The organism is Ochrobactrum sp. C6C9, from assembly GCF_022627935.1.
Lineage (GTDB): Bacteria > Pseudomonadota > Alphaproteobacteria > Rhizobiales > Rhizobiaceae > Brucella > Brucella teleogrylli.
In genome coordinates this window covers 30,202-51,718 of record NZ_JABXGB010000031.1, presented here as the reverse complement: position 1 = coordinate 51,718, position 21,517 = coordinate 30,202, and the positions used below count along the sequence as shown (strand labels likewise).

Genomic DNA, 21,517 nt, shown 5'->3' with positions numbered 1-21,517 from the left:
AGACGGATCGCCTCTTCAACCGCAATCTCGTCAAAAGGGTTCATCGACATCTTGACGTTGGCAAGCTCAACGCCCGAACCGTCTCCCTTCACACGGATCTTTACGTTGTAATCGACAACCCGTTTTACTGCGACAAGGACTTTCATCCGCGATCACCTCTTCCATGAATCTTGCGGCAGACTATGCCGCCATGAACCACCGCCTGCATGCCAGATTCCGACGGGAATGCGACGTGAAAGCGGCTCCGTAGGAAGCACGGTGACAAACCGTCCCGTCACGGCACTTCCTATTAGAAACCGGCGGGAAACCTAAAGACGCTTGACGTGCACGTCAATCAGCCTCGGCGATCTATATCGATTAATATCCATTTATTCTGGCAGAACTTCATTCTCAGATTGCGACATCCCCTGAGAGGCCTTCTGCTCCCTCATCCGTGGCGTTTACAAAGGCGGCATCCTGCTTTACGACACGCCCGCACTAACCGGTCGCAGCCTACCCGGTCAAAACAAGGAACCCTGACTATGAAAACGCTTGTCGTCTGCTCCGGCGGACTCGACTCCGTTTCGCTTGCGCATAGAATCGCGGCGGAACATGACCTCACTGCCCTTCTCTCTTTCAATTATGGCCAACGTCATAAAAAGGAACTCGATTCGGCCAAAGCCTGCGCCGAACGGCTGAGCGTTCCGCACCAGATCATTGATATCCGCACCATCGGCGCCAGCCTGACCGGCTCGGCGCTGACGGACAATGTCGATGTGCCAGACGGCCACTATGCCGAGGAGACGATGAAGATCACCGTCGTCCCCAATCGCAACGCCATCATGCTGGCGATTGCCTTTGGCGTGGCGGCTGCGCAAAAGGCCGAAGCGGTGGCGCTTGCCGTCCATGGCGGCGATCATTTCATCTATCCCGACTGCCGCCCCAACTTCATCAATGCGTTCCAGACCATGCAAAACCATGCGCTGGAAGGCTATGCCGATATCAAATTACTCGCGCCTTATGTGAACGCATCCAAGGCCGATATCGTCACCGATGGGGCGAGGCACGACACGCCTTTCGAGGCGACATGGTCCTGCTACAAAGGCGGCGAGAACCATTGCGGCCGCTGCGGCACCTGCGTGGAGCGCCGCGAAGCCTTTCACCTTGCGGGCGTCAAAGACCCGACCGTCTATGAAGATGCCGATTTCTGGCGTGAAGCCGTTGCGCGGAGGAACACCTGATGTTTCGCATCACCAAGGAGTTTCACTTCTCCGCCTCGCATCAATTGACCGGACTTCCTGCCGATCACCAATGCGCACGCCTGCACGGCCACAACTACATTGTAGAGGTCGAGCTTTCCGCTCCTGATCTCGACGGCCATGGCTTCGTGCGCGATTATCATGAACTGGCGCCGTTTAAGCGTTATATCGATGACGCTTTCGATCATCGGCATCTCAATGACGTGCTGGGCCATGGCCAGACAACAGCCGAAACACTGGCAAAGCACTTTTTCGACTGGTGCCATGCGCGCTGGCCGGAAATATCCGCCGTGCGGGTGAGCGAAACGCCAAAAACCTGGGCGGAATATCGCCCAAGTGCAAAGCCATGAAACCGGTCTCCGAAATCCGCATCAGCGAAATTTTCGGCCCGACCATTCAAGGCGAAGGCGTCCTGATCGGCGAGCCGACTGTCTTCGTGCGAACGGGCGGCTGCGACTACCGCTGCGCATGGTGCGACAGCCTGCACGCGGTCGAAAGCCGCTTTCGCCATGAGTGGAAGTCAATGGGCGTCGAGGCCATCTGGCATGAAGTGACGGCACTTTCGGAAAATCGACCCTTAACAGTGTCACTTTCGGGCGGCAATCCGGCCATACAGCCGCTTGGCCCGCTCATCGCCCATGGCAAGAAGGAGGCCTATCGCTTTGCACTGGAAACGCAGGGGTCCGTCGCAAAAGACCGGTTTTCCGCGCTGGACACGCTGGTATTGAGCCCGAAACCGCCTTCCAGCGCGATGGCATTCGATCCCGACGCACTGGCAGCCTGTGTCGAAGCGGCGGGGCCAAAGCCCCGAACGGTGCTGAAATTCGTGATCTTCGACGATGCCGATTATGCTTTCGCAAAACACGTCTCGGCGCTTTATCCGCATCTGCCGGTCTATCTCCAGCCCGGCAATCACACGCCGCCACCGCCAGAAACGGACGATGCATTGATCGACATCGACGGCATTATGCGCCGCATGGAATGGCTGGTGGATAAGGTGATTGCCGACCGCTGGTTCGAGGCGCATGTGCTGCCCCAACTGCATGTGCTGATCTGGGGCAACAAGCGAGGCGTCTGAGCACATCCCGAAAAGTGTGAAGCGGTTTTCGGAAAAGATGTGCGAAAATAAAAACTTAGCGATTTGCGCCCGGCACCCAGAGCACGTCTTTCGCGCCGTTATCGTTGACGGCGCGGGAGGCGACGAAGAGAAAATCCGAGAGGCGGTTGATATATTGCAGCGCCTCCGGCGACACCACCTCGCCCTCGATTTTCGCCAGCGCCACCATCAGTCGCTCGGCGCGGCGCGAAACGGTGCGCGCAAGATGCAGTGCAGCCGACGCCGCCGAACCACCCGGCAAAATGAACGAGCGCAATGGCTGAAGATGGGCGTTGAGATTATCGATATCGGCTTCGACGCGGGCGACCTGCGACGCAACGATACGCAGCGGTTCATAGGCCAGCGGCTTGCCGTCATCGGGCGTCGAAAGATCGGCGCCGAGATCGAAAAGATCGTTCTGGATACGCGACAGCATCGCGTCGATTTCTGCATATTCGCCGGTATGAATTCGCGCCATGCCTATACAGGCATTGGCTTCGTCCACCGTGCCATAGGCTTCCACCCGCAGATCGGATTTGAGCCGTCGCGGACCGCTGGCAAGACCGGTGGTGCCGTCATCGCCGGTGCGCGTATAAATCTTGTTGAGCTTGACCATGCCTTACTGTCCGCCCGTGTACCGTGCGAAATAGATTGCGCCCACGATCAGAACGATTGCGATGAATTGCAGGAAGACGCGCAATTGCATCATCTTGTTGGAAAAATTGGCGTCGCCACCACGCATCATATTGCGCAGGCCGATGATCAACACAATCGCAACGGCGAGCATGGCCACCATGGCTGCGCCTTTGAACACAACGTCCATCTTGTTCCCTTCCCATCATCCGCAGTCTATTGAATTTTCAGACGCAAAACCGCTTCGCACTTTTGCTGAAAATACTTCAAGACTGATCGGACAGCATCCGGTAAAGCCAGCGCGACGGCATCAGGCGGCGCGCCAGAATTCCCAGTTTCGCCGGTCTCGTCACCGCATAATGCGGATTCGGACGCGGCGCCTCCAATGCGTGAAGCAGTACATCATAGACGGCTTCCGGTCCAAGCTTGTTCTTCGATTTGGTGCCGCCGCTCGTCAGCTTGGCCATCTGGCGCTGATAAAGCTCACGATGCACGGAGGCTTCCATATCGATATTGGCTTGCGCATGCCGGGCGGCATTATAGGTGAATTGCGACGCAATCGGCCCCGGCTCGATCAGCGAAACCTCCACCCCGGAACCTTCAAGCTCCATGCGCTGTGCCAGCATCAATCCTTCAATGGCGAATTTGGACGCGACATAGGCCCCACGCCATTTCATGGGCACTAACCCCAGGATCGATGAGCAATGGACGATGCGCCCATGCCCCCGCGCGCGCATGACCGGCACCACCCGCCGCGTCAGATCATGCCAGCCGAAGAAATTGGCTTCGAACTGTGCGCGAAGTGCTTCCACCGGCAAATCCTCGACCGCGCCCGGCTGGGCATAGGCACCGTTGTTGAACAGTGCATCCAGCCTGCCATCGGTCTTGCGCAACACTTCGTCGGCAAGGGCGGCAATGGAATCCGGCTCCGCATAATCGAGATAATAGGCAGTCATCCCCTTGGCTTGCAGGGCGGCAATGTCCTGCTCCTTGCGAGCGGTGGCAAAAACCTGCCATCCACGACGGTGCAGAGCTTCCGCGCAATAAGCGCCGATGCCGGAAGAACAGCCGGTTATGATGATGCTGCGATTTGCGCGTTCCTCAACCATTTCGTCCCATCCTGCCGCCGCGTTTCCTCTACAGTGCTTGATTCGCATGGCCTTTAAAACGGCGCCACCCTTGCAATCTGTCAGGTGATGCTAGATTTAAGGCATTGAAACTCAATGCTGGCGGCGAAAAGGGTAAAATCTGCGGATGCGAAAAATCAGACGTTTTCTCCGTCAGATTACCTATGATGTGCTGGGCCATTTCAGTTCGGACGACGGCTGGGCTTTTGCAAGTCACATCGCCCTATCGGGCCTGATGGCACTGTTTCCCTTCCTGATCTTCGCAACCTCGCTGGCGAGTTTTCTCGGCACCAAGGAATTTGCTGAAACGGCTGTCCACGTCATTTTCGACATGTGGCCATCGAATATCGCGGCCCCCATCGCCAATGAAGTGACCAACGTTCTGACCGTGCAGCGCAGCGGGCTTCTGACTCTCAGCGTGATCGCCGCTGCCTATTTTGCCTCCAATGGCGTAGAGGCGCTGCGCATTGCGCTCAACCGTGCTTACCGCGTCACCGACCAGCGCTCGATTATTTTCTGCCGCCTGCAAAGCCTCGGCTTCGTTCTGGTTGGCACGCTCAGCCTGATGGCGATCAGCTTCCTCTTGGTTCTGGCCCCGCTCGCCGTGCGCATTGCCGAGCAATGGTTCCCAGACATCGCGCCTTTCACCGGCACCATCGCCTTCTGGCGCTATAGCGTCGCCGTGGCCGTTCTGGTGCTGGCGCTGTTCATGGTGCATATCTGGCTGCCAGCCGGACGCCGCAGTCTCGGCGATATCCTGCCCGGCATTCTCATCACACTTGTCGCCTGGCTGGCGGCCGCGACCGCCTTTGCAAAATATCTCGAAACTTTTGCCACTTATGTCACCACCTATGCGGGCCTTGCCTCGATCATGGTGGCAATCGTTTTTCTCTACATGCTGTCGGCTATTTTCATCATCGGCGCTGAAATCAACGCCGCGATCATGAATTTCCGCAAACGCGAGCAGCAACCAGATCTGGTCTTGGAATAATCAGCGCTTCATGGTCGTCAGGGCAACACCCAAAGTCGTGACAACCATGCCGGCAATCTGGATTGGACCGAGCGTTTCACCAAAAATCAGATAGGCCATGATCGCCGCCGTGCCCGGTACGAGATAGAACAACGAGGCGACTTTCGACATCGCGCCTTCGCGGATCATCACCAGAAGCGCCAGAATGGCGCCGATGGAAATCGCCAGCGTCAGCCAGACCAGCGCAAAAATGAGCTGTGGCGACCAGATGATCACGCGGGTTTCAAAGCTGAAAGCACAGAGCGCCGTCAGGACGGCAGCAGCGATATACTGAACTGCCGTACCGGTTTTCAGATCACTGGTCGTGCCGAAACGCTTCTGCCAGACCGTGCCGGTGCTGATGGCAAGCACAGCGAAAAAAGCCGCCGCAAGGCTCTTGGGATCGACGCCGCTGCCTGCCGAAAACTTCGGCCAGACGACCATCGCCACACCGAGAAAGCCGATCAGCAGGCCTGTCCACTGGCGTCCGCTCGCCCTTTCGCGCAGAAGCATTGCCGCAATCAGCGTGGTGAGCATGGGTTGCAGCCCCGCGACCAGACCCGACATGCCAGCAGGCAGGCCGTGATGAACCGCCCAGAAAAGTGCTGAAAGATAGGCACCATGGATCAAACAACCGGCGATAGCCGCGTGAACCAGTGTGGCGCCCTTCGGCCACACCGCCCGGCTCGCCAGCGCCCACAGCGTCATGATGACCGCCGCAATGGAAAACCGCACCGCCATGAAGGTGAACGGTTCCGCATAGGGCATGGACAATCCGGCCCCGATGAAGCCGGTGGCCCAGAGCAGAACAAACATAATGGGGAAGAAGCGCGCGGCCATGGCAAACTCTCTTATTTGCGCTCGCCTTATACCGCTTCGTCAGAAACACCTATCGCATAAATCTGATTGCAGCGTTCAATTTGCCAAAAGGCAGGCGTCGTTTTATTGAGAACGGATGACCATTGAAACCAATACGATCCGCATCCTCGTTGACGCCGATGCCTGTCCGGTGAAGGCTGAAATCTACCGTGTCGCCGAGCGGCATGGCCTGCCTGTGGTGCTGGTCGCCAACAGTTTCGTGGCGATCCCGCGTGATGCCGAACGGGTGGAGCGGGTTGTCGTCTCGGACAAGCTCGACGCCGCCGACGACTGGATCGCCGAAAATGCTAAGCCGGGTGCTATCGTCATCACCGCCGATATTCCGCTGGCCAGCCGTTCGCTCGAAAAAGGCGCATCGGTCATCGCGCCCAATGGACGCGTTCATACGCAAAGCACCATCGGCAACACGCTCGCGACACGCAATCTGATGGATTCGCTACGCTCTGCCGGAGAAATCACCGGCGGTCCCGCGCCATTTGCGCCGAAGGACCGGTCGGCGTTTCTGTCGGCGCTCGATCTCGCCATTGTGCGGTTAAAGCGCGCCGGTTTTACATCAGCTTGACCTGATCGTTGCAGTCGCAACACCAGCGCCGATCAGCAAGGTGCCGCCTGCGCGATTGAAAATCCGCAGGGCCCGCTCGCTGGCAAAGAAGCGCCGCGCCCGTGCCGCCGTCAGCGCATAGGCGAAGGCATTGAGGAAGGCGAGCACCAAAAATGTGCTTTCAAAGACCAGCATCTGGGTCAGAAAATCCCGATGCGGGCTGAGGAACTGCGGCAGAAACGCCACGAAGAAAGTGATGCTTTTCGGGTTGAGCGCCGTCACCAGCCAGGCATGAACCAGCATCCTAACCGGATGCACCTTGTCATGCCGGGCCTTGGCATTCATCGTGCCTCCGGCCCGGAACAGCTTGATGCCGAGCCAGACGAGATAGGCAGCGCCGATCCATTTAACCACTGTGAACACAGTTGCGGAAGCCGCGAGCAGTGCCCCGACGCCCAGCATGGACAGCGTCATGGCCGTGAAGTCGCCCAGCGCCACGCCCACCGCCATCGGAAAAGCCGTCTTCCATCCCTGCCCCAGCGCATAAGACACGACGAGCAGAACCGTTGGCCCCGGAATGATCAGAAGCACGATGGATGCGGCGGTGAATGCAAGCCAGACGTCGAGACTCATGCGATGTCTCCTTCGGAAAAGGAGGAAGCCACCAATTCGCCCCGTTGTCGAGCGTTAAAGTTTCTGCGCGGCTTCGATCAGTTTCATGGCGTCCGGCCCTTCCCATGGGGCGGGCCCGTTCATGGATGCGATCTGGCAGCCGTCCTTATCGACCAGAAGCGTCACCGGCAGGCCGAAAGCAAGGTTCTTGCGCTTCAGCTCATTGAAGCTTGCCATAGTCGCATCGCGGTGCAGCGTGAGGTTCTTAATGCCGATCTCGCTTAGAAAACCCTTGGGCTTGTCGTCGGAACCCGTGTCGATATTGATCGCCACGACATCGAAATCCGTGCCGCCCTTTTCGGCCTGCAATTTGTCGAGGGCTGGCATTTCCTCGCGGCATGGCGCACACCATGTCGCCCAGAGATTAACGAGAAGCGTCTTGCCCTTGTAATCGCCAAGCGTCATCTGCTTGCCGTCGGGGCCCGTGAAGGCAAGATGCGCCACGGAAATCGGCTTTTCCGCTGGGCGCATGGCGGCCACGCCGCCGGTTGCAGCCGCGTCGAGCGCCTTCAGCGAATCCGCTTTTAAGGCGCATTGGGCGGACGCTTCGTCATTTTCGGACGAAACATTAGCGGCTACCACATTGCCAGAGGGGCGCTCCATCACGTATACCGCCCCGATACCGGCAATGACACCGGCAAGGGCTGCAAGAAGGACGATCTTGCGATTTCCCGATTTCGCCTTTTCGTTGTCTTCTGCCATGTCGCGTCACTTCTTTCTAATATCCGGCCAAATCGTCACTCGGGGCATATGAGCATGAGCGAACAAAAATCAAGCAATCAGATGTGGGGCGGCCGTTTTGCCTCAGGACCCGATGCGATCATGGAAGAGATCAATGCATCCATCGGCTTCGACCGCAAGCTCTATGCGCAAGATATTCAAGGCTCGCTCGCGCATGCAGCCATGCTCGCAAAGACGGGCATCATTACGGCAGACGATCACAAACAGATCGAGCAGGGCCTGAAAACCATCCTCAAGGAGATCGAGGACGGCAAGTTCACCTTCTCGCGCAAGCTCGAAGACATTCACATGAATATCGAGGCGCGGCTGGCCGATCTGATCGGCCCCTCGGCAGGTCGCCTCCACACCGCCCGCTCGCGCAACGATCAGGTGGCCGTCGATTTCCGCCTCTGGGTCAAGCAGGAACTGGAAAAGACCGCCGTCGCCCTGAAAAACCTGATCGAAGCTTTTCTGGAACGCGCCGAAGAACACGCGGCGACCGTGATGCCGGGCTTCACCCATCTCCAGACCGCGCAGCCCGTCACTTTCGGCCATCATTGCATGGCCTATGTGGAAATGTTCGGACGCGATCTGTCCCGCGTGCGCGACGCTATCGAGCGCATGGATGAATCGCCGCTGGGTGCCGCAGCCCTCGCTGGCACCGGCTTCCCGATCGACCGTCATATGACGGCCACGACGCTCGGCTTCCGCGAACCGACCCGCAACTCGCTCGACAGCGTTTCCGACCGCGACTATGCGCTGGAATTCCTGTCGCTTGCAGCCATCTGCGCCGGTCATATGTCGCGGCTTGCCGAAGAAATCGTCATCTGGTCCACGCCGCAGTTCAACTTCGTGCGCCTGTCCGATGCCTTCTCCACCGGCTCGTCGATCATGCCGCAAAAGAAGAACCCGGATGCCGCCGAACTGGTTCGCGCCAAGACTGGCCGTATCAACGGTTCGCTGGTCGCCCTTTTGACCATCATGAAGGGTCTGCCGCTCGCCTATTCCAAGGACATGCAGGAAGACAAGGAACAGGTTTTTGACGCTGCCGAAAATCTGGAACTCGCCATTGCCGCCATGGCGGGCATGGTGCGCGACCTGACGATCAATGTCGCTTCCATGAAGAAAGCCGCCGGTTCGGGCTATTCCACGGCAACCGACCTCGCCGACTGGCTGGTGCGGGAACTGGGACTGCCCTTCCGCGAAGCGCACCACATCACCGGTCGCGCGGTTGCTCTGGCGGAAAGCCGCAAGGTTGACCTCGCCAAGCTCTCGCTGGAAGAGCTGCAATCGATCCATCCCGGCATCACCGATGCGATCTTCGGCTATCTCACGGTCGAGAAATCGGTCAAGAGCCGCCAGTCCTTTGGCGGCACGGCCCCGCAGGAAGTGCGCCGCCAGATCCGGTACTGGAAAAAGCGCATCGTGAAGGCCTGATCGCCGTTCAAGATAAAGTCATGTGAAATCATCCGGCCAACGGGTGATTTCACTCTTGAGAATTTTGCGTTACAGCTAGCCCAACCAAGATTTTGATTCAGGAACCAAAGCTGATGACAGGCCGCTCCGCCATTTCGACCGTGCTTATGATCGCCGCACTCGCAGCCACGCTTGCCGCCTGTGGACGTAAAGGCCCGCTGGAACCGCCGCCGTCATCGCTGATCACCGATGATCAGGGCCACACCAAGCCGAAACCCAAGGAAGACAAGCCTTTCATTCTTGATAAGCTGCTCTAGTTCCCAAGGACTATCTTCCGTGAATCATTTTGAATATCGCGACGGTGTGCTGCACGCCGAAAATGTCAGCCTGCCTGAAATCGCCAAGGCGGTCGGTACGCCTTTCTACGTCTATTCCCGCGCCACGATCGAGCGCCATTTCCGCGTGTTCAGCGAAGCTTTCGCCGATATGGAACCGCTGATCGCCTATGCGCTGAAGGCCAATTCCAATCTGGCCGTGTTGAAGACGCTCGCAAAGCTCGGCGCCGGTGCCGATACGGTGTCGGAAGGCGAAATTCGCCGTGCGCTCGCCGCAGGCATCCCTGCCAGCAAAATCGTCTTTTCCGGCGTCGGCAAGACCCCGCGCGAAATGGATTTCGCGCTTGAGGTCGGTATCTATTGCTTCAATGTCGAATCCGAACCGGAGCTGGAAATTCTCTCGGCCCGTGCTGTCAAGGCGGGCAAGGTTGCCTCGGTATCGCTGCGTATCAACCCGGATGTCGACGCCAAGACCCACGCCAAGATCTCGACCGGCAAGTCTGAAAACAAGTTCGGCATTCCGCGCATCAAGGCGCGCGAGGCCTATGCCCGTGCGGCCAGCCTGCCGGGCATCGACGTGGTTGGCATCGATATGCATATCGGCAGCCAGATCATCGATCTTGAACCCTTCGACAATGCTTTTGCGCTGATGGCGCAGCTGGTGAAGGAATTGCAGGCCGATGGCCACAACATCCGCCATGTCGATGTCGGCGGCGGTCTCGGCATTCCCTATCGCACCGACAACAACCCGCCGCCGCTGCCGGTGGCCTATGCGGAGATTGTCGCCAAGCACATCAAGCCGCTCGGCCTCAAGACGGTTTTCGAGCCGGGCCGCCTGATCGTCGGCAATGCCGGTCTGCTGGTGACGGAAGTGATTTTCGTCAAGGAAGGCGATGCGAAGAACTTCATCATCGTCGATGCCGCGATGAACGATCTCATCCGCCCGACGCTTTATGAAGCATTTCACGATATCCGCCCGGTCAAGCTGGCAAAGGACGACGCGCCGCGCATCCGCGCCGATTTCGTCGGACCTGTCTGCGAGACGGGCGATTATCTCGGCCTCGACCGCGAGACGACCAAGCCAGCGCCCGGCGACCTGATTGCGGTGAGCACCGCTGGCGCTTACGGTGCGGTCCTGTCGAGCACCTATAATAGCCGCCTTCTGGTGCCGGAAGTTCTGGTCGATGGCGACCGCTACCATGTCGTGCGCCCGCGCCACACTTACGAAGAGCTGCTTGCGCTCGATTCCATACCGGACTGGCTGTAAGCCATCGGGCCCAATTAATCAGGGCCCATATTAATCATGGCAAAGCCTCGCCTTTGCCATGATGCATGTTATCCTGTCATTTGATTGCACGCTGGCAGACAGAGCAGAAAGCCCGGATGACGGATCAAGGCCAAGACAAGAAGGATAGGCCGCAGCTGATGCGGGAAGCCTTTTTGCGCCTGTTTTCAGGCGATGGCGCTCTGTTGCGCCGACTGCGTCTGCGCACCTTCTTGTCCGTCGGGTTTGAACGCCTGTGGCCGCTGGTCCTGCCGCTGATTCTGTTGGTTGCGCTTTTTGCAAGCATCAGCTGGTTTGGCCTGTTCGGCATGATGCCGCGCTGGTTGCATATCGCCGTGCTGACGATCTTCGCGCTGGCAGGGCTGGTTGCGCTCTATCTCCCATCCCGTTTTCGCCAGCCGACCGAAGACGATGTCACGGCGCGCATCGAGGCGGTCAACGGCCTCGTGCACGAACCGCTGGCCGTGCAATCCGGCCATATGGCCAGCGGCACCCACGATCCGTTTTCGCAGGCTCTGTGGCGCGAACATCAGAAGCGTATGGCCGAACGGCTCAAGAACCTGCAATCCGGCTTGCCGCGACCGCGCCTGCCGGAACGCGATCCTTATGGCCTGCGCGCCGTCGTGGCGCTGCTTTTCGTCACAGCGCTCGCCTACACGTCCAGCGCTGGCAGCGGGCGCATTGCCGACGCCTTTCACATTCGCCCCGGCAACGGTGCCGCCCTTGCCCGTGTCGATGCCTGGGTGACACCACCGCGCTATACAGGCCGCGCGCCGGTCTTCCTGACGGCCAGCGCTGAAAACAGCCGCAATGCCGAAGCGATCACGGTTCCCGAGGGCAGTGTGCTTTCGGTCCGCGTCATCGGCGGCAGCTCGGAACGCCCCACCGCAACCAATGCAGAAGGCGAGCAACGGGAAGTCCAGCCCGTCGCCCCGAAGGAAGAGCAGACGCAAGCGCAAGGACTGAGGCCGGTACAGACGCCGGAAGAAAGCGCTGTCGATGGAAGCCGCAACTTCCGCTACGATTTACGCGAAGACGAAACCGTGACCCTTTCCGGCACCGATGCGCGCTGGAAATTTGCGGTGACGCCAGACACGCCGCCGACGATCCGCTTTACCAAGGAACCCGGTCACGCGCTCAACGGCACGCTGCAACTGACCTATGAAATCGATGACGACTATGTGCCGGCCAGAGCCTTTGCCGAGATCGTGCCGCTGGAAATCGATGAAGACGAAGAGGCCTCCCCGCTTTACGAGGCACCGGAGCTGCCGCTCGCATTGCCGCGCCGCGGCGTGAAGGAAACCACCACATCGAAAGACCTGACCGAACATCCATGGGCAGGCCAGAAGATAGCGCTAACCCTCGTCGTCACCGACGCGGCGGGCCAGGTTGGGCGCAGCGAAACCAAGGTGATAACGCTTCCCGAACGGCCTTTCAGCAACCCGCTGGCGCGCGCTATTGCCGAACAGCGGCGTATTCTGGCGCTTGACGCCAACCAGCGCGATCATGTGCTGGACATGCTGTCGGCGCTGATGCTGCGCCCGGAAGAAACGATCAAGAACGCCGCGCATTATCTGGGCCTCGTCACCATCCGCACCAGGCTTCGCATGGCGAGAAGCGACGACGCCCTACGCGATACTGCCTATTATATGTGGCAGGTGGCGCTCGGTATTGAGGATGGCAATCTTTCGGCAGCCGAAAAGCGTCTGCGTCAGGCGCAGGAAGCACTGAAAAATGCGCTGCAAAACGGTGCCTCGCAGGAAGAGATCGAGAAGCTCACCGCCGAATTGCGCAAGGCGATGCAGGATTTCCTGCGCGAATTCGCCCAGCGCCAGCAGCAGAACCCGAATGCGCGCCAGTCAGCGCCGGATCCCAATGCGCAGATGCTGACGGAACGGGATTTACAGCGCATGATGGACCAGATCGAAAATCTGGCCCGTCAGGGATCGCGCGATCAGGCCGAACAGCTTCTGTCGCAATTGCAGGACCTGATGAACAATCTGCAAATGGGTCAGACACAACCCGGCCAGCAGGGTCAGGGACAGCAGGGCCAGCAAGGGCAGATGCAGCAGCAGATGAACAAGCTTGGCGATCTGATGCGCCGCCAGCAGCAGATGATGAATGAGACCTTCAATCTCGACCAGCAGCAGCAGCGCCAGTTCGACAGCAATCCGGGTGCCGGTGAAGAGGGCGAAGGTGAGGACATGGAAGGCCTGTTCCCCGGCGATGACGGCTCCAGGGGCGGCGGTTCGCAGCAAGGCGGCCAGACGGATGAGAAGACCGCAGAGGCCATGCGCAAGCTGCAACAGCAGCAGCAGCAATTGCAGCAGGAACTGCAAAAGCTGACGGAAGACCTGAAAGGCTTGGGTATAGAACCCGGCAAGGATTTCGGCGATGCTGGAAAATCCATGGGCAATGCCGCCGAAGCGCTAGGACGCAATGAAGGCGCGGAGGCCAACGACAATCAGGGCAGCGCTCTGGACGCCCTGCGCCGTGCCGGTCGCGACATGATGCAGAAGATGCAGCAGGCGATGGGGCAGGACGTCCAGCAGGGTCAGGGCGCGAATGGTTCTCGTGGCCGCGATCCGCTCGGACGCCAGCAGGGCATGGGAGCCGATGATGGCAACGGCACCAAAATTCCCGGCGAAATCGACATTCAGCGCGCGCGTGAAATTCTGGATGAAATCCGCCGCAAGCTCGGCAACGCGCTGACGCCGCAGATGGAAAAGGAATATCTGCAGCGCCTGTTACAGTTCGATTAGAGGCTGCTCAACGAACTCGTACGACGGTTGCAAATTCGTCAGGCCGTGGCGAAAAGAGTGATTTTCGAGCAACGGAGCGGAGCGTACTTAAGGGTACGTGAGCACCGGGGCACAGAAAAGCGCTCTTTGCAGCCCGGCATCACGAATTTGCCGCTCAATCCTTGACGTGTCCGACATAGGGCAACTGCCGGAACGAATGGGCTACGTCCATGCCATAGCCGACGACAAAATAATCCGGGCATTCGAAGGCGACAAAATCAGCTTCCAGATCGACCTTGCGCCGCACGCTCTTGTCCAGCAGGACGGCAATACTGACGCTGCGCGCGCCACGTTCCAGCATCAGTTCGCGGACGAATTTGAGCGTCTTGCCAGATTCCAGAATATCGTCGATCAGCAGCACATCGCGGTCACGCACTTCGCTGTCGATATCGCGCAGCAGGCGAACTTCCGTACTGGTCGTGCCCTTGCCATAACTGGACACCGTGATGAATTCGACATCCGGTTCCACGCCCGCATCATGCATGGCACGGATGAGGTCGGCTGCGAAAATGAACGAGCCCTTGAGAATGGAAATCGTCAGCAGATTGTGAAACTTGCGTTCGGCAATAGCCTTCGCCAGTTCAAGATTGCGACCGGCAATATCTTCCGGGCTGAATAGAATTTCTATCGTCTTGCCGCCGACTTCTGGCATTGCCGGTTCTCTCCTGATCGTTTGCTTTGCTCATGGGCCACCGAAAGCCTTTTCAGGCTTTTCGGGATGCGCTTTCCTGCAGAAGGCACGCTCTATAGCACGGTTTGAAGAAAATGCACCCCGCCTGTCAACAAGCCCAGGCTTAGAGCCTGAAACAAAAAGCGGCATGTGTGTGCGAAAATGGTGATTTTCGAGTACCGGAGCGGAGCGTACTATTGGTACGAGAGCACCGGAATGGAGAAAATTGCCATTTGCAGCCACACAGGGCGACTTTTGGAACAGGCTCTTATATCCATTCCCCGATGACAGGATTTGATATAGCGTGCCCGCATGCATCCGGACATTATCGAACTGCGCTCCTTTTACGACACGACACTTGGTCATTTGGCCGAGCGCGCCATACGCATGGCGATTGCCGGTCTTTGGGAACGTGTTCCGGGCGAACGGCTCATCGGCATGGGCTACAGCCTGCCCTATCTCGACCGGTTCAGCGCCGATACGGAACGCACTTTTGCCTTCATGCCAGCCGGACAGGGCGCGATCGCCTGGCCTTCGGCGGACAAATCCACCACGGCTTTGGTCTTCGATGAAGAATTGCCGCTGCCGGATTCCTCCATCGACCGCATCCTGATGGTCCATGCGTTGGAATATGCCGAAAGCGCACCGGAAACGCTGAAGGAAATGTGGCGCGTACTGGCGCCCAACGGGCGGCTGGTGATCGTTGTGCCCAACCGCCGTGGCGTCTGGGCCCGCTTCGAACATACGCCTTTCGGCAGCGGGCGGCCTTACAGCCGCGACCAGCTTTCCACCCTGCTGCGCGAAGCCAATTTCACGGTCAACACCGTCAGCGACGCCCTGCATTTCCCACCCGCCACGCGGCGCTGGATGATGCGGCCTTGTCTGGCAATCGAAGGTCTGGGGCGGCGGCTGTGGCCGCTTTTCTCAGGCGTGTTGGTGGTGGAAGCCCAGAAACGTCTCTATCAGGGTCTGCCGGTTGCGCAGCGCTCGTCGCGGCGTGTTTTCGTGCCGGTGCTTGGAACCCCGGTCAGCGGACTGCGCAAGGCCAAACAAGAGTCTGACGCCTAGAGCCCATCTGATTACATTAGATCGGCTCTACATATTTACTCTGACGCACATCTTGTCCGAAAACCGCTTCGCACTTTTCGGGATTTGCTCAACCCCCATAAAACAAGGTTTTTCTCGACTTCGCGCCCATGGCGGTTTATGTCGCATCGGGGCTCAAATCCCTTGAGCGTCCCATAAAGCAACACTGTTCTTTTGGCGGAGCCAAAATCATGACCGATCAGCAAAACCTTTCCCGTCCCCAGCCCAAGGCCGGCCTGCTCAACATCGCAGCCTACGTGCCCGGCAAGGAACATGTGGAAGGCGTTGCCAAGGTCTATAAGCTCTCCTCCAACGAGACCCCGATCGGCCCCAGCCCCCATGCGGTGGAGGCCTATCGATACGCGGGCGAAAAGCTGGAACTTTATCCCGACGGACAGGCGCTCGCGCTGCGTGAAGCTATTGCCGAAACGCAAGGGCTGAACATTGGCAATATCCTGTGCGGCAATGGTTCGGATGAGTTGTTGGGCCTGCTCTGCCAGACTTATCTTGCGCCGGGCGATGAAGCCGTCATCACCGAGCATGGCTTTGCCGTTTACAAGATCCAGACGCTGGCAGCCGGTGCAACACCGGTAACCGTGAAGGAAAGCAATGCGCGCATCGACGTGGATGCCATTCTTGCTGGCATTACGCCGCGCACCAAGGTTGTCTTCATCGCCAATCCGGCCAATCCGACCGGCACTTATCTGCCTTTCGAGGAAGTGCGCCGTTTGCATGCGGGCCTGCCGAAGCATGTCCTTCTCATCCTCGATGCTGCCTATGCCGAATATGTGCGCCGCAACGATTATGAGGCCGGTCTCGAACTCGTTTCGTCGAACGAGAATGTCGTGATGACCCGCACCTTCTCGAAGATCCACGGCCTTCCGGGTCTGCGAATCGGCTGGATGTATGCGCCCGCCCATGTGATCGACGCAGTCAATCGCATTCGCGGCCCGTTCAACATGAATTCGGCAGCGATTGCCGCCGGTGCGGCCGCCATTCGCGACCGCAACCATGTCGAAAAGTCGGTCGCCTATAACGACAAGTGGCTGTCCTGGCTGACGGATGAGTTCACCAAGCTCGGCCTGCGGGTGACGCCTTCGGTCACGAACTTCCTTCTGATCCATTTCCCCGAAGACGCCGCACACTCGGCAGACAAGGCGGATGAGTGGCTTTCCAAGCGCGGTTATATTCTGCGCCGTGTTGGCGGATACGGTTTCCCCAACGCGCTGCGCATGACCGTCGGACCGGAAGAAGCCAATCGCGGCGTAGTCGCCGCACTCACTGAGTTTTTAAAGTAAGATCAATGTCCACGATCCATTTTGATAAAATCGCGCTGATCGGTATCGGTCTCATCGGTTCGTCGCTGGCGCGCGTCATCCGTCGCGAAGGCCTTGCCAACCATATCGCAATTGCAACCCGCAGCGCCGAAACCCTGAAGCGCGCCGAGGAACTGAACCTCGGCGACAGCTACACCACCGACAGCGCCGAAGCGGTCAGGGAAGCCGATCTGGTGATCGTCTCGGTACCGGTCGGTTCGTCCGGCACCGTCGCAAAGCAGATCGCTGGCAGCCTGAAGCCGGGCGCCATCGTCACCGATGTCGGCTCGACGAAAGCTTCCGTCATTGCACAGATGCAGCCGGAACTGCCCGCCAATGTGCATTTCATTCCGGGCCACCCGCTAGCGGGAACGGAATATTCCGGCCCGGACGCAGGCTTTGCAGAGCTGTTCAACAATCGCTGGTGCATCCTCACGCCCCTTCCCGACACGGATGAAGCGGCGCTGGAAAAGCTTACGGCCTTCTGGACGGCCTGCGGTTCGCGGCTCGACCATATGGACCCGCAGCACCATGATCTGGTGCTGGCCATCGTCTCGCATCTGCCGCATATCATCGCCTACAACATCGTCGGCACCGCCAGCGATCTGGAGCAGGTGACAAAATCGGAAGTCATCAAATATTCCGCATCCGGTTTCCGTGACTTCACGCGTCTGGCGGCATCAGACCCGACCATGTGGCGTGACGTGTGCCTGCACAACAAGGACGCTATCCTTGAAATGCTCGGACGCTTTTCGGAAGATTTGGCCTCGCTGCAACGCTCGATCCGCTGGGGCGACGGAGAGGCCTTGTTCGACCTCTTCACGCGCACGCGTGCGGTGCGCCGTGGCATTATCGATGCGGGTCAGGAAGTGGATGCGCCAGACTTTGGCCGTCATGCTGCGACGCGCACCAACGAAAAGAAGTAAGGCAATAGATAGGGCAGTAAAAACATACTCCCCTATTCCCCTATTCCCTTACTCCCCTAAAGCGCCGGTAACCGCCCAAGCGGAATGAACCCGGCATTGGCTCTGCCCTTGCGAACGGCAATCTCCAGCGTGGGATTGCCGTTTTCGTCTTTCGGCATGGCTGATAGCGCGAAGAGGATGGTGGCGATATTGCTGCCCTGCTCCGGGAAAACCGTCTGGCCAGCCTGCGCCAGCGATTGCGCATTGACGAGTGTCAGCTTCACATCGGCGTTGATCAGCCCATTGTCATCGACGGAAAACGGACCGGTCAGCGTCACCATCGCCCCATTGGGCATGGAGAGAAATGCCTGATGGATCGTGCCGCTATGGCCGCGCAGACGCTGGCTGAAGTCGGAAGATCCCGACGCCAGCAGTGTGGCAGCATCGGCAATCTCGATATCGGCAACGCCGTCGATCTCGGGGCTCTTGGCATTGCCGATCACCGGGGCTGCAAGCTTCAGCCCGGCAAAGCGGCCTGCCAGTTTCAGCGCGCCATCGACGGCGCTCATGCTGAAATCCATCTGTTCCAGACTGCTGAGCGGCTCCGTCGTCGTGGTTTCCGTGCGGCGACCGACCACGATGTCGCGCGCTTCAAGCGCAATCTCGGTCGGGAATGGGCGGGCAAGCCGGGTGTTGGAGCTGAACCGGCTCCAGCTCACTTCAAGCGGTTGAAGACCCGGAAATTCGATAAAGGCAGGTCCTGTCAGATCATTGCTGAGCGAGCGCGGCGCATAGATCGGCGAGCCGGAGGTGAAACGCCCTGCGCGAAAGGCCATACCGGCGCTGGGCTTCTGCCAGGAAATGCTGTCGCAGACCACATTGACACGAAGCGGATAGCCGCTTGTGCGCAGATCCTCGCAGCGCACGCCAATGCCCTGAGCGGACAGCTTTGCCATATCCGCGGTGGCGCGCGTTTGCAGGCGGTCGGCCACATAGAACCACCCGGCAGTGTAGGCAGCGACGAGAACGATCAGGAAAATGCCAAGCGCAATAGATCGCTTTCTGGACTTCCGTTGTTTCGTTCCAGCTTCCGTCCCGGGATGCACCATCGAAAAACCTTATGTCGGTCAGAGAGTTGAGCCTGAGAAGCAGCAGAGCCGCCAGCGACGCATCTTTCGATACAATGTTTTGCTCAACCTCACTCTTGGCCATATTATGGCAGGATTGAGTCTTGTGAAGTGGCGCTTCAGAAAAAACGAGGGATATCCATCAATTACCCATGGAAATCGGTCACAAGACGGCAAATATTATACCATCATGACACACCATATCGATGCAAAGCGGACGAGTGATTTCTGGGTTTTCGGCTACGGCTCGCTAATGTGGCGGCCCGGCTTCGCGCATGTGGAGACCGTTCGCGCCCGCCTGCACGGCTATCGTCGCAGCTTGTGCATCTATTCGCATTTTCATCGCGGCTCGCCCGACCACCCCGGACTGGTGCTTGGTCTCGACGCGGGCGGCTCCTGCCTTGGCATGGCGTTCCGCGTTCCGGGCGAGATGACCGACGAGGTGATGGTCTATCTGCGCGAACGCGAAATGTCGAACAATGTCTACCACGAAAAAAGGTTACGGCTGCGCCTCCATGACGGGCGCGATGTTCAGGGACTGGTCTATGTGGCCGACCGCCGCCATGTGCAATATGCGGGCGCGCTCAAGGCCGAGGACGCGGCTGCGATTGTTGCATCCGCGCATGGCGAATCCGGCGCGAATATCGACTATGTCGCCAACACGCTGAAACATCTGCGCGATATGCGCGTACGCGATCACGCGCTTGAGCATGTCGGCAGCCTGATTGCCGCGAAATCACACCCACCGCGTGATTTCGACTGATCAATCCCTGATCGCGAGAATGGACTTCGCCAGTCCGGCAATCTTCTCAAATTCGATCCGCCCATCCGGGAAGAGCTTACGCACCTGTCCCGTGGTCAAAAGCCGGATCGATTCCACATGAAAACGGGCATCGTCGGCGCTTTTCTGACGCTCGAAAAAGCCGAGCCGCATCTTGGTCATCAGCCAGATGCGCACCGCCACCGGCAGCCACTGAAAACCGATAAAGCGGAAATGCGGCTCATAAGGGAACCAGTAATTGGGCGTCTGCATGTAATAGCGCTTGCCGAGCCTGCGGGTATTTTCCGCAAAGCGTGTGATGGCCGCCCAGTCGCCGACATGTTCGATAACCGAGTTGGAATGAACCACGTCGAAAGTCCGCCCCGCAAAAAGCGCCGGATCGGTCGCGTCGCCGACCAGAAACGTGAAGGTTCCCGTATCTTTCTCTTCCTGCTTTTCAGGATTGATCAGCGTGAAATGCAGGCGGTCGCGGTTGGCTTCGATGAAGTCTTCGCCGATCAGCCAATATTTTTCCGACCCGCCGAGATCGAGGATTTCAACTTTTTCGCCTTCCGGCTTTTCGGCAAGTGCCGCCTCGATCAATTTGCGGATATGGGCGAACCGTTTGGCACGGAAGGAAAACTCGATGCTTTTGCGGTCCTTATAAGGATCGCGACTATTTTCTGAAATATCCATTGTCGTTTTATCCGTTCAGCCAAACACCGGTCAGCACTGTTAAGCTCACTTGCCATTTATTACAAAGCATAGCAACACCGATGGCATATCAGGGCATTGTCCGGCAGAGCAAAGAGAAGGGCCGATCCAGTGCCTCAAGCACGAAAATTGAGCCGGCAGCCTATCGGGCACTTGTCCTCAATCGAAGCAATCGCTACATCTCGGCCAATCGTCAAGGAGACAGACACTCATGATAGCATTGTTCCGCACCATTGACCTGGCGCTCGACATCTATACGTGGATCATCATCGCCAGCGCCATTTATTCGTGGCTCTATGCGTTCAATGTCGTCAATTCCGGCAATCGCTTCGTGGCCTCGGTCGGAGAGTTTCTCTACAAGGTAACCGAGCCGGTTCTGCGCCCGATCCGTAATCTCCTGCCCAATCTCGGCGGCATCGACATTTCGCCGATTGTCCTGCTGTTGATTATCTTCTTCATCCGCCAGTTCATGTGGACGACGCTGCTGCCGCTCTTCCTCTGACCGGCACAGCAAACACCAAAAACAAAAGCGCCCGATGGATCATCGGGCGCTTTTGTTTTGAACTCAACTCATGAAACAGGCGATTACTTGCCCTTGGCGCGTTCGATCGCTTCAACGATGAACTTGCGAGCGTAGTCTTCATCGCCCCAGTCACCGATCTTGACCCACTTGCCGGGTTCCAGATCCTTGTAATGCTCGAAGAAATGCGCGATCTGCTTCAGCGTGATTTCCGGCATATCGGTATAGTCGTGGATCTTCTCGTAACGGCGCGTCAGGTGCGGCGACGGAACGGCGATGATCTTTTCGTCCTTGCCGGAATTGTCTTCCATGACCAGAACGCCGATCGGGCGGACATTGATCACAGAACCCGGCACCAGCGGACGGGTGTTGCAGACGAGAACGTCGATCGGATCGCCGTCTTCCGAGAGCGTGTGCGGTACGAAACCGTAATTGCCCGGATAGGTCATCGGCGTGTAGAGAAAACGGTCAACGATCAGAGCCCCGGACTTCTTGTCCATCTCGTACTTGATCGGCTGGCCGCCGACCGGAACTTCGATGATGACGTTGACGTCTTCGGGAGGATTGGTTCCGATGGAAATGGCATCAATATTCATGATGGGTCCTTTCGTGTCGCGCTCTGATAACGGGTTTCATGTTTCCGTGCAAGAAAAACGAAAGTTCAATA

General features: G+C 58.3%; 24 protein-coding genes and 1 pseudogene. 14 read left to right on the top strand and 11 right to left on the bottom strand.

The genetic code is table 11. The annotated features are described in order from the left end of the window. Positions 1-146: pseudogene (locus HWD97_RS20570) on the bottom strand (electron transfer flavoprotein subunit beta/FixA family protein); the annotation flags it as partial. A 375-nt stretch (positions 147-521) separates the two neighbouring features. Here HWD97_RS20570 and queC point away from each other — a divergent pair. Genes queC through queE form a run of 3 tightly spaced genes read left to right on the top strand, consistent with a single transcriptional unit; the run spans position 522 to position 2,316 of the window. Beyond that, positions 522-1,220, top strand: a complete 699-nt coding sequence (gene queC / locus HWD97_RS20565; RefSeq protein WP_124915115.1) for a 7-cyano-7-deazaguanine synthase QueC — start codon at positions 522-524, stop codon at positions 1,218-1,220. After that, complete coding sequence (gene queD / locus HWD97_RS20560; RefSeq protein ID WP_109369894.1) at positions 1,220-1,588, top strand: 6-carboxytetrahydropterin synthase QueD; 369 nt, start codon at positions 1,220-1,222, stop codon at positions 1,586-1,588. The genes queC and queD overlap by 1 nt, the downstream gene beginning before the upstream one ends. After that, positions 1,585-2,316, top strand: coding sequence for a 7-carboxy-7-deazaguanine synthase QueE (gene queE, locus HWD97_RS20555; protein WP_371835491.1), 732 nt, complete (start codon positions 1,585-1,587; stop codon positions 2,314-2,316). The genes queD and queE overlap by 4 nt, the downstream gene beginning before the upstream one ends. A gap of 55 nt (positions 2,317-2,371) precedes the next feature. Here the strand turns inward: queE and HWD97_RS20550 are convergent, their stop codons facing one another. The 3 genes from HWD97_RS20550 to HWD97_RS20540 form a co-directional block, all read right to left on the bottom strand. Beyond that, positions 2,372-2,950 (bottom strand): cob(I)yrinic acid a,c-diamide adenosyltransferase, encoded by a 579-nt coding sequence (locus tag HWD97_RS20550; protein WP_109369895.1) that lies wholly within the window; start codon positions 2,948-2,950, stop codon positions 2,372-2,374. 3 nt (positions 2,951-2,953) lie between these two features. Beyond that, the gene (locus HWD97_RS20545) at positions 2,954-3,157 is read right to left on the bottom strand and encodes a twin transmembrane helix small protein (RefSeq protein ID WP_109369896.1); all 204 of its coding nucleotides are present in this window, start codon (positions 3,155-3,157) and stop codon (positions 2,954-2,956) included. Positions 3,158-3,233: 76 nt separating this feature from the next. Beyond that, positions 3,234-4,076, bottom strand: coding sequence for an SDR family oxidoreductase (locus HWD97_RS20540; RefSeq protein WP_109369897.1), 843 nt, complete (start codon positions 4,074-4,076; stop codon positions 3,234-3,236). 145 nt (positions 4,077-4,221) lie between these two features. On the opposite strand from HWD97_RS20540, the gene HWD97_RS20535 reads away from it, so the two are divergent. Continuing rightward, the gene (locus HWD97_RS20535) at positions 4,222-5,085 is read left to right on the top strand and encodes a YihY/virulence factor BrkB family protein (RefSeq protein ID WP_109369898.1); all 864 of its coding nucleotides are present in this window, start codon (positions 4,222-4,224) and stop codon (positions 5,083-5,085) included. On the opposite strand, the gene HWD97_RS20530 is transcribed toward HWD97_RS20535, so the two are convergent. Further along, positions 5,086-5,943, bottom strand: coding sequence for a DMT family transporter (locus HWD97_RS20530; protein ID WP_109369899.1), 858 nt, complete (start codon positions 5,941-5,943; stop codon positions 5,086-5,088). It lies immediately after the preceding gene. Between the two features lie 115 nt (positions 5,944-6,058). On the opposite strand from HWD97_RS20530, the gene HWD97_RS20525 reads away from it, so the two are divergent. Beyond that, positions 6,059-6,544 carry a YaiI/YqxD family protein gene (locus HWD97_RS20525; protein WP_109369900.1) on the top strand — a complete coding sequence of 162 codons (486 nt, stop codon included), beginning with the start codon at positions 6,059-6,061 and terminating at the stop codon, positions 6,542-6,544. Here HWD97_RS20525 and HWD97_RS20520 read toward each other — a convergent pair. Together HWD97_RS20520 and HWD97_RS20515 are read right to left on the bottom strand one after the other, a co-directional pair. Beyond that, entirely contained in the window at positions 6,536-7,156 is a 621-nt protein-coding gene (locus HWD97_RS20520; protein WP_109369901.1) for a LysE family translocator, read from the bottom strand. The two genes, HWD97_RS20525 and HWD97_RS20520, sit on opposite strands and share 9 nt — an antisense overlap. A 54-nt stretch (positions 7,157-7,210) precedes the next feature. Beyond that, positions 7,211-7,897: a TlpA disulfide reductase family protein gene (locus HWD97_RS20515; protein ID WP_371835490.1), complete on the bottom strand. Its 687-nt coding sequence runs from the start codon at positions 7,895-7,897 to the stop codon at positions 7,211-7,213. Positions 7,898-7,951: 54 nt separating this feature from the next. Between HWD97_RS20515 and argH the strand changes: the two genes are divergently transcribed. The 4 genes from argH to HWD97_RS20495 all read left to right on the top strand — a co-directional run bounded on the left by argH (position 7,952) and on the right by HWD97_RS20495 (position 13,713). After that, positions 7,952-9,352 (top strand): argininosuccinate lyase, encoded by a 1,401-nt coding sequence (gene argH, locus HWD97_RS20510; protein WP_109369903.1) that lies wholly within the window; start codon positions 7,952-7,954, stop codon positions 9,350-9,352. A gap of 113 nt (positions 9,353-9,465) precedes the next feature. After that, positions 9,466-9,648, top strand: coding sequence for a lipoprotein (locus HWD97_RS20505; protein WP_078337809.1), 183 nt, complete (start codon positions 9,466-9,468; stop codon positions 9,646-9,648). Positions 9,649-9,667: 19 nt separating this feature from the next. Beyond that, on the top strand, positions 9,668-10,933 hold the full coding sequence (gene lysA / locus HWD97_RS20500) for a diaminopimelate decarboxylase (protein ID WP_109369904.1): 1,266 nt from the start codon (positions 9,668-9,670) through the stop codon (positions 10,931-10,933). Between the two features lie 116 nt (positions 10,934-11,049). Continuing rightward, on the top strand, positions 11,050-13,713 hold the full coding sequence (locus tag HWD97_RS20495; RefSeq protein WP_371835489.1) for a TIGR02302 family protein: 2,664 nt from the start codon (positions 11,050-11,052) through the stop codon (positions 13,711-13,713). Between the two features lie 154 nt (positions 13,714-13,867). Here the strand turns inward: HWD97_RS20495 and hpt are convergent, their stop codons facing one another. Continuing rightward, positions 13,868-14,404, bottom strand: coding sequence for a hypoxanthine phosphoribosyltransferase (gene hpt / locus HWD97_RS20490; protein WP_124915119.1), 537 nt, complete (start codon positions 14,402-14,404; stop codon positions 13,868-13,870). Between the two features lie 330 nt (positions 14,405-14,734). Between hpt and HWD97_RS20485 the strand changes: the two genes are divergently transcribed. From HWD97_RS20485 to HWD97_RS20475, 3 genes are all read left to right on the top strand, one after another. Beyond that, complete coding sequence (locus HWD97_RS20485) at positions 14,735-15,490, top strand: class I SAM-dependent methyltransferase (protein ID WP_109369907.1); 756 nt, start codon at positions 14,735-14,737, stop codon at positions 15,488-15,490. A 209-nt stretch (positions 15,491-15,699) separates the two neighbouring features. Next, positions 15,700-16,806 carry a histidinol-phosphate transaminase gene (gene hisC, locus HWD97_RS20480; protein WP_109369908.1) on the top strand — a complete coding sequence of 369 codons (1,107 nt, stop codon included), beginning with the start codon at positions 15,700-15,702 and terminating at the stop codon, positions 16,804-16,806. Between the two features lie 5 nt (positions 16,807-16,811). After that, on the top strand, positions 16,812-17,750 hold the full coding sequence (locus tag HWD97_RS20475) for a prephenate/arogenate dehydrogenase family protein (RefSeq protein ID WP_109369909.1): 939 nt from the start codon (positions 16,812-16,814) through the stop codon (positions 17,748-17,750). A gap of 56 nt (positions 17,751-17,806) precedes the next feature. On the opposite strand, the gene HWD97_RS20470 is transcribed toward HWD97_RS20475, so the two are convergent. Next, entirely contained in the window at positions 17,807-18,838 is a 1,032-nt protein-coding gene (locus tag HWD97_RS20470; protein WP_109369910.1) for a DUF2125 domain-containing protein, read from the bottom strand. 208 nt (positions 18,839-19,046) lie between these two features. On the opposite strand from HWD97_RS20470, the gene HWD97_RS20465 reads away from it, so the two are divergent. Next, the gene (locus HWD97_RS20465) at positions 19,047-19,619 is read left to right on the top strand and encodes a gamma-glutamylcyclotransferase (protein WP_109369911.1); all 573 of its coding nucleotides are present in this window, start codon (positions 19,047-19,049) and stop codon (positions 19,617-19,619) included. Here HWD97_RS20465 and HWD97_RS20460 read toward each other — a convergent pair whose 3' ends face one another. Beyond that, entirely contained in the window at positions 19,620-20,312 is a 693-nt protein-coding gene (locus HWD97_RS20460; protein WP_109369912.1) for a methyltransferase domain-containing protein, read from the bottom strand. A 229-nt stretch (positions 20,313-20,541) separates the two neighbouring features. Here HWD97_RS20460 and HWD97_RS20455 point away from each other — a divergent pair, with 229 nt between their 5' ends. After that, complete coding sequence (locus tag HWD97_RS20455; RefSeq protein WP_109369913.1) at positions 20,542-20,832, top strand: YggT family protein; 291 nt, start codon at positions 20,542-20,544, stop codon at positions 20,830-20,832. An 83-nt stretch (positions 20,833-20,915) separates the two neighbouring features. Here the strand turns inward: HWD97_RS20455 and ppa are convergent, their stop codons facing one another. Further along, on the bottom strand, positions 20,916-21,446 hold the full coding sequence (ppa, locus tag HWD97_RS20450) for an inorganic diphosphatase (RefSeq protein ID WP_078337519.1): 531 nt from the start codon (positions 21,444-21,446) through the stop codon (positions 20,916-20,918). Positions 21,447-21,517: the final 71 nt, after the last annotated feature.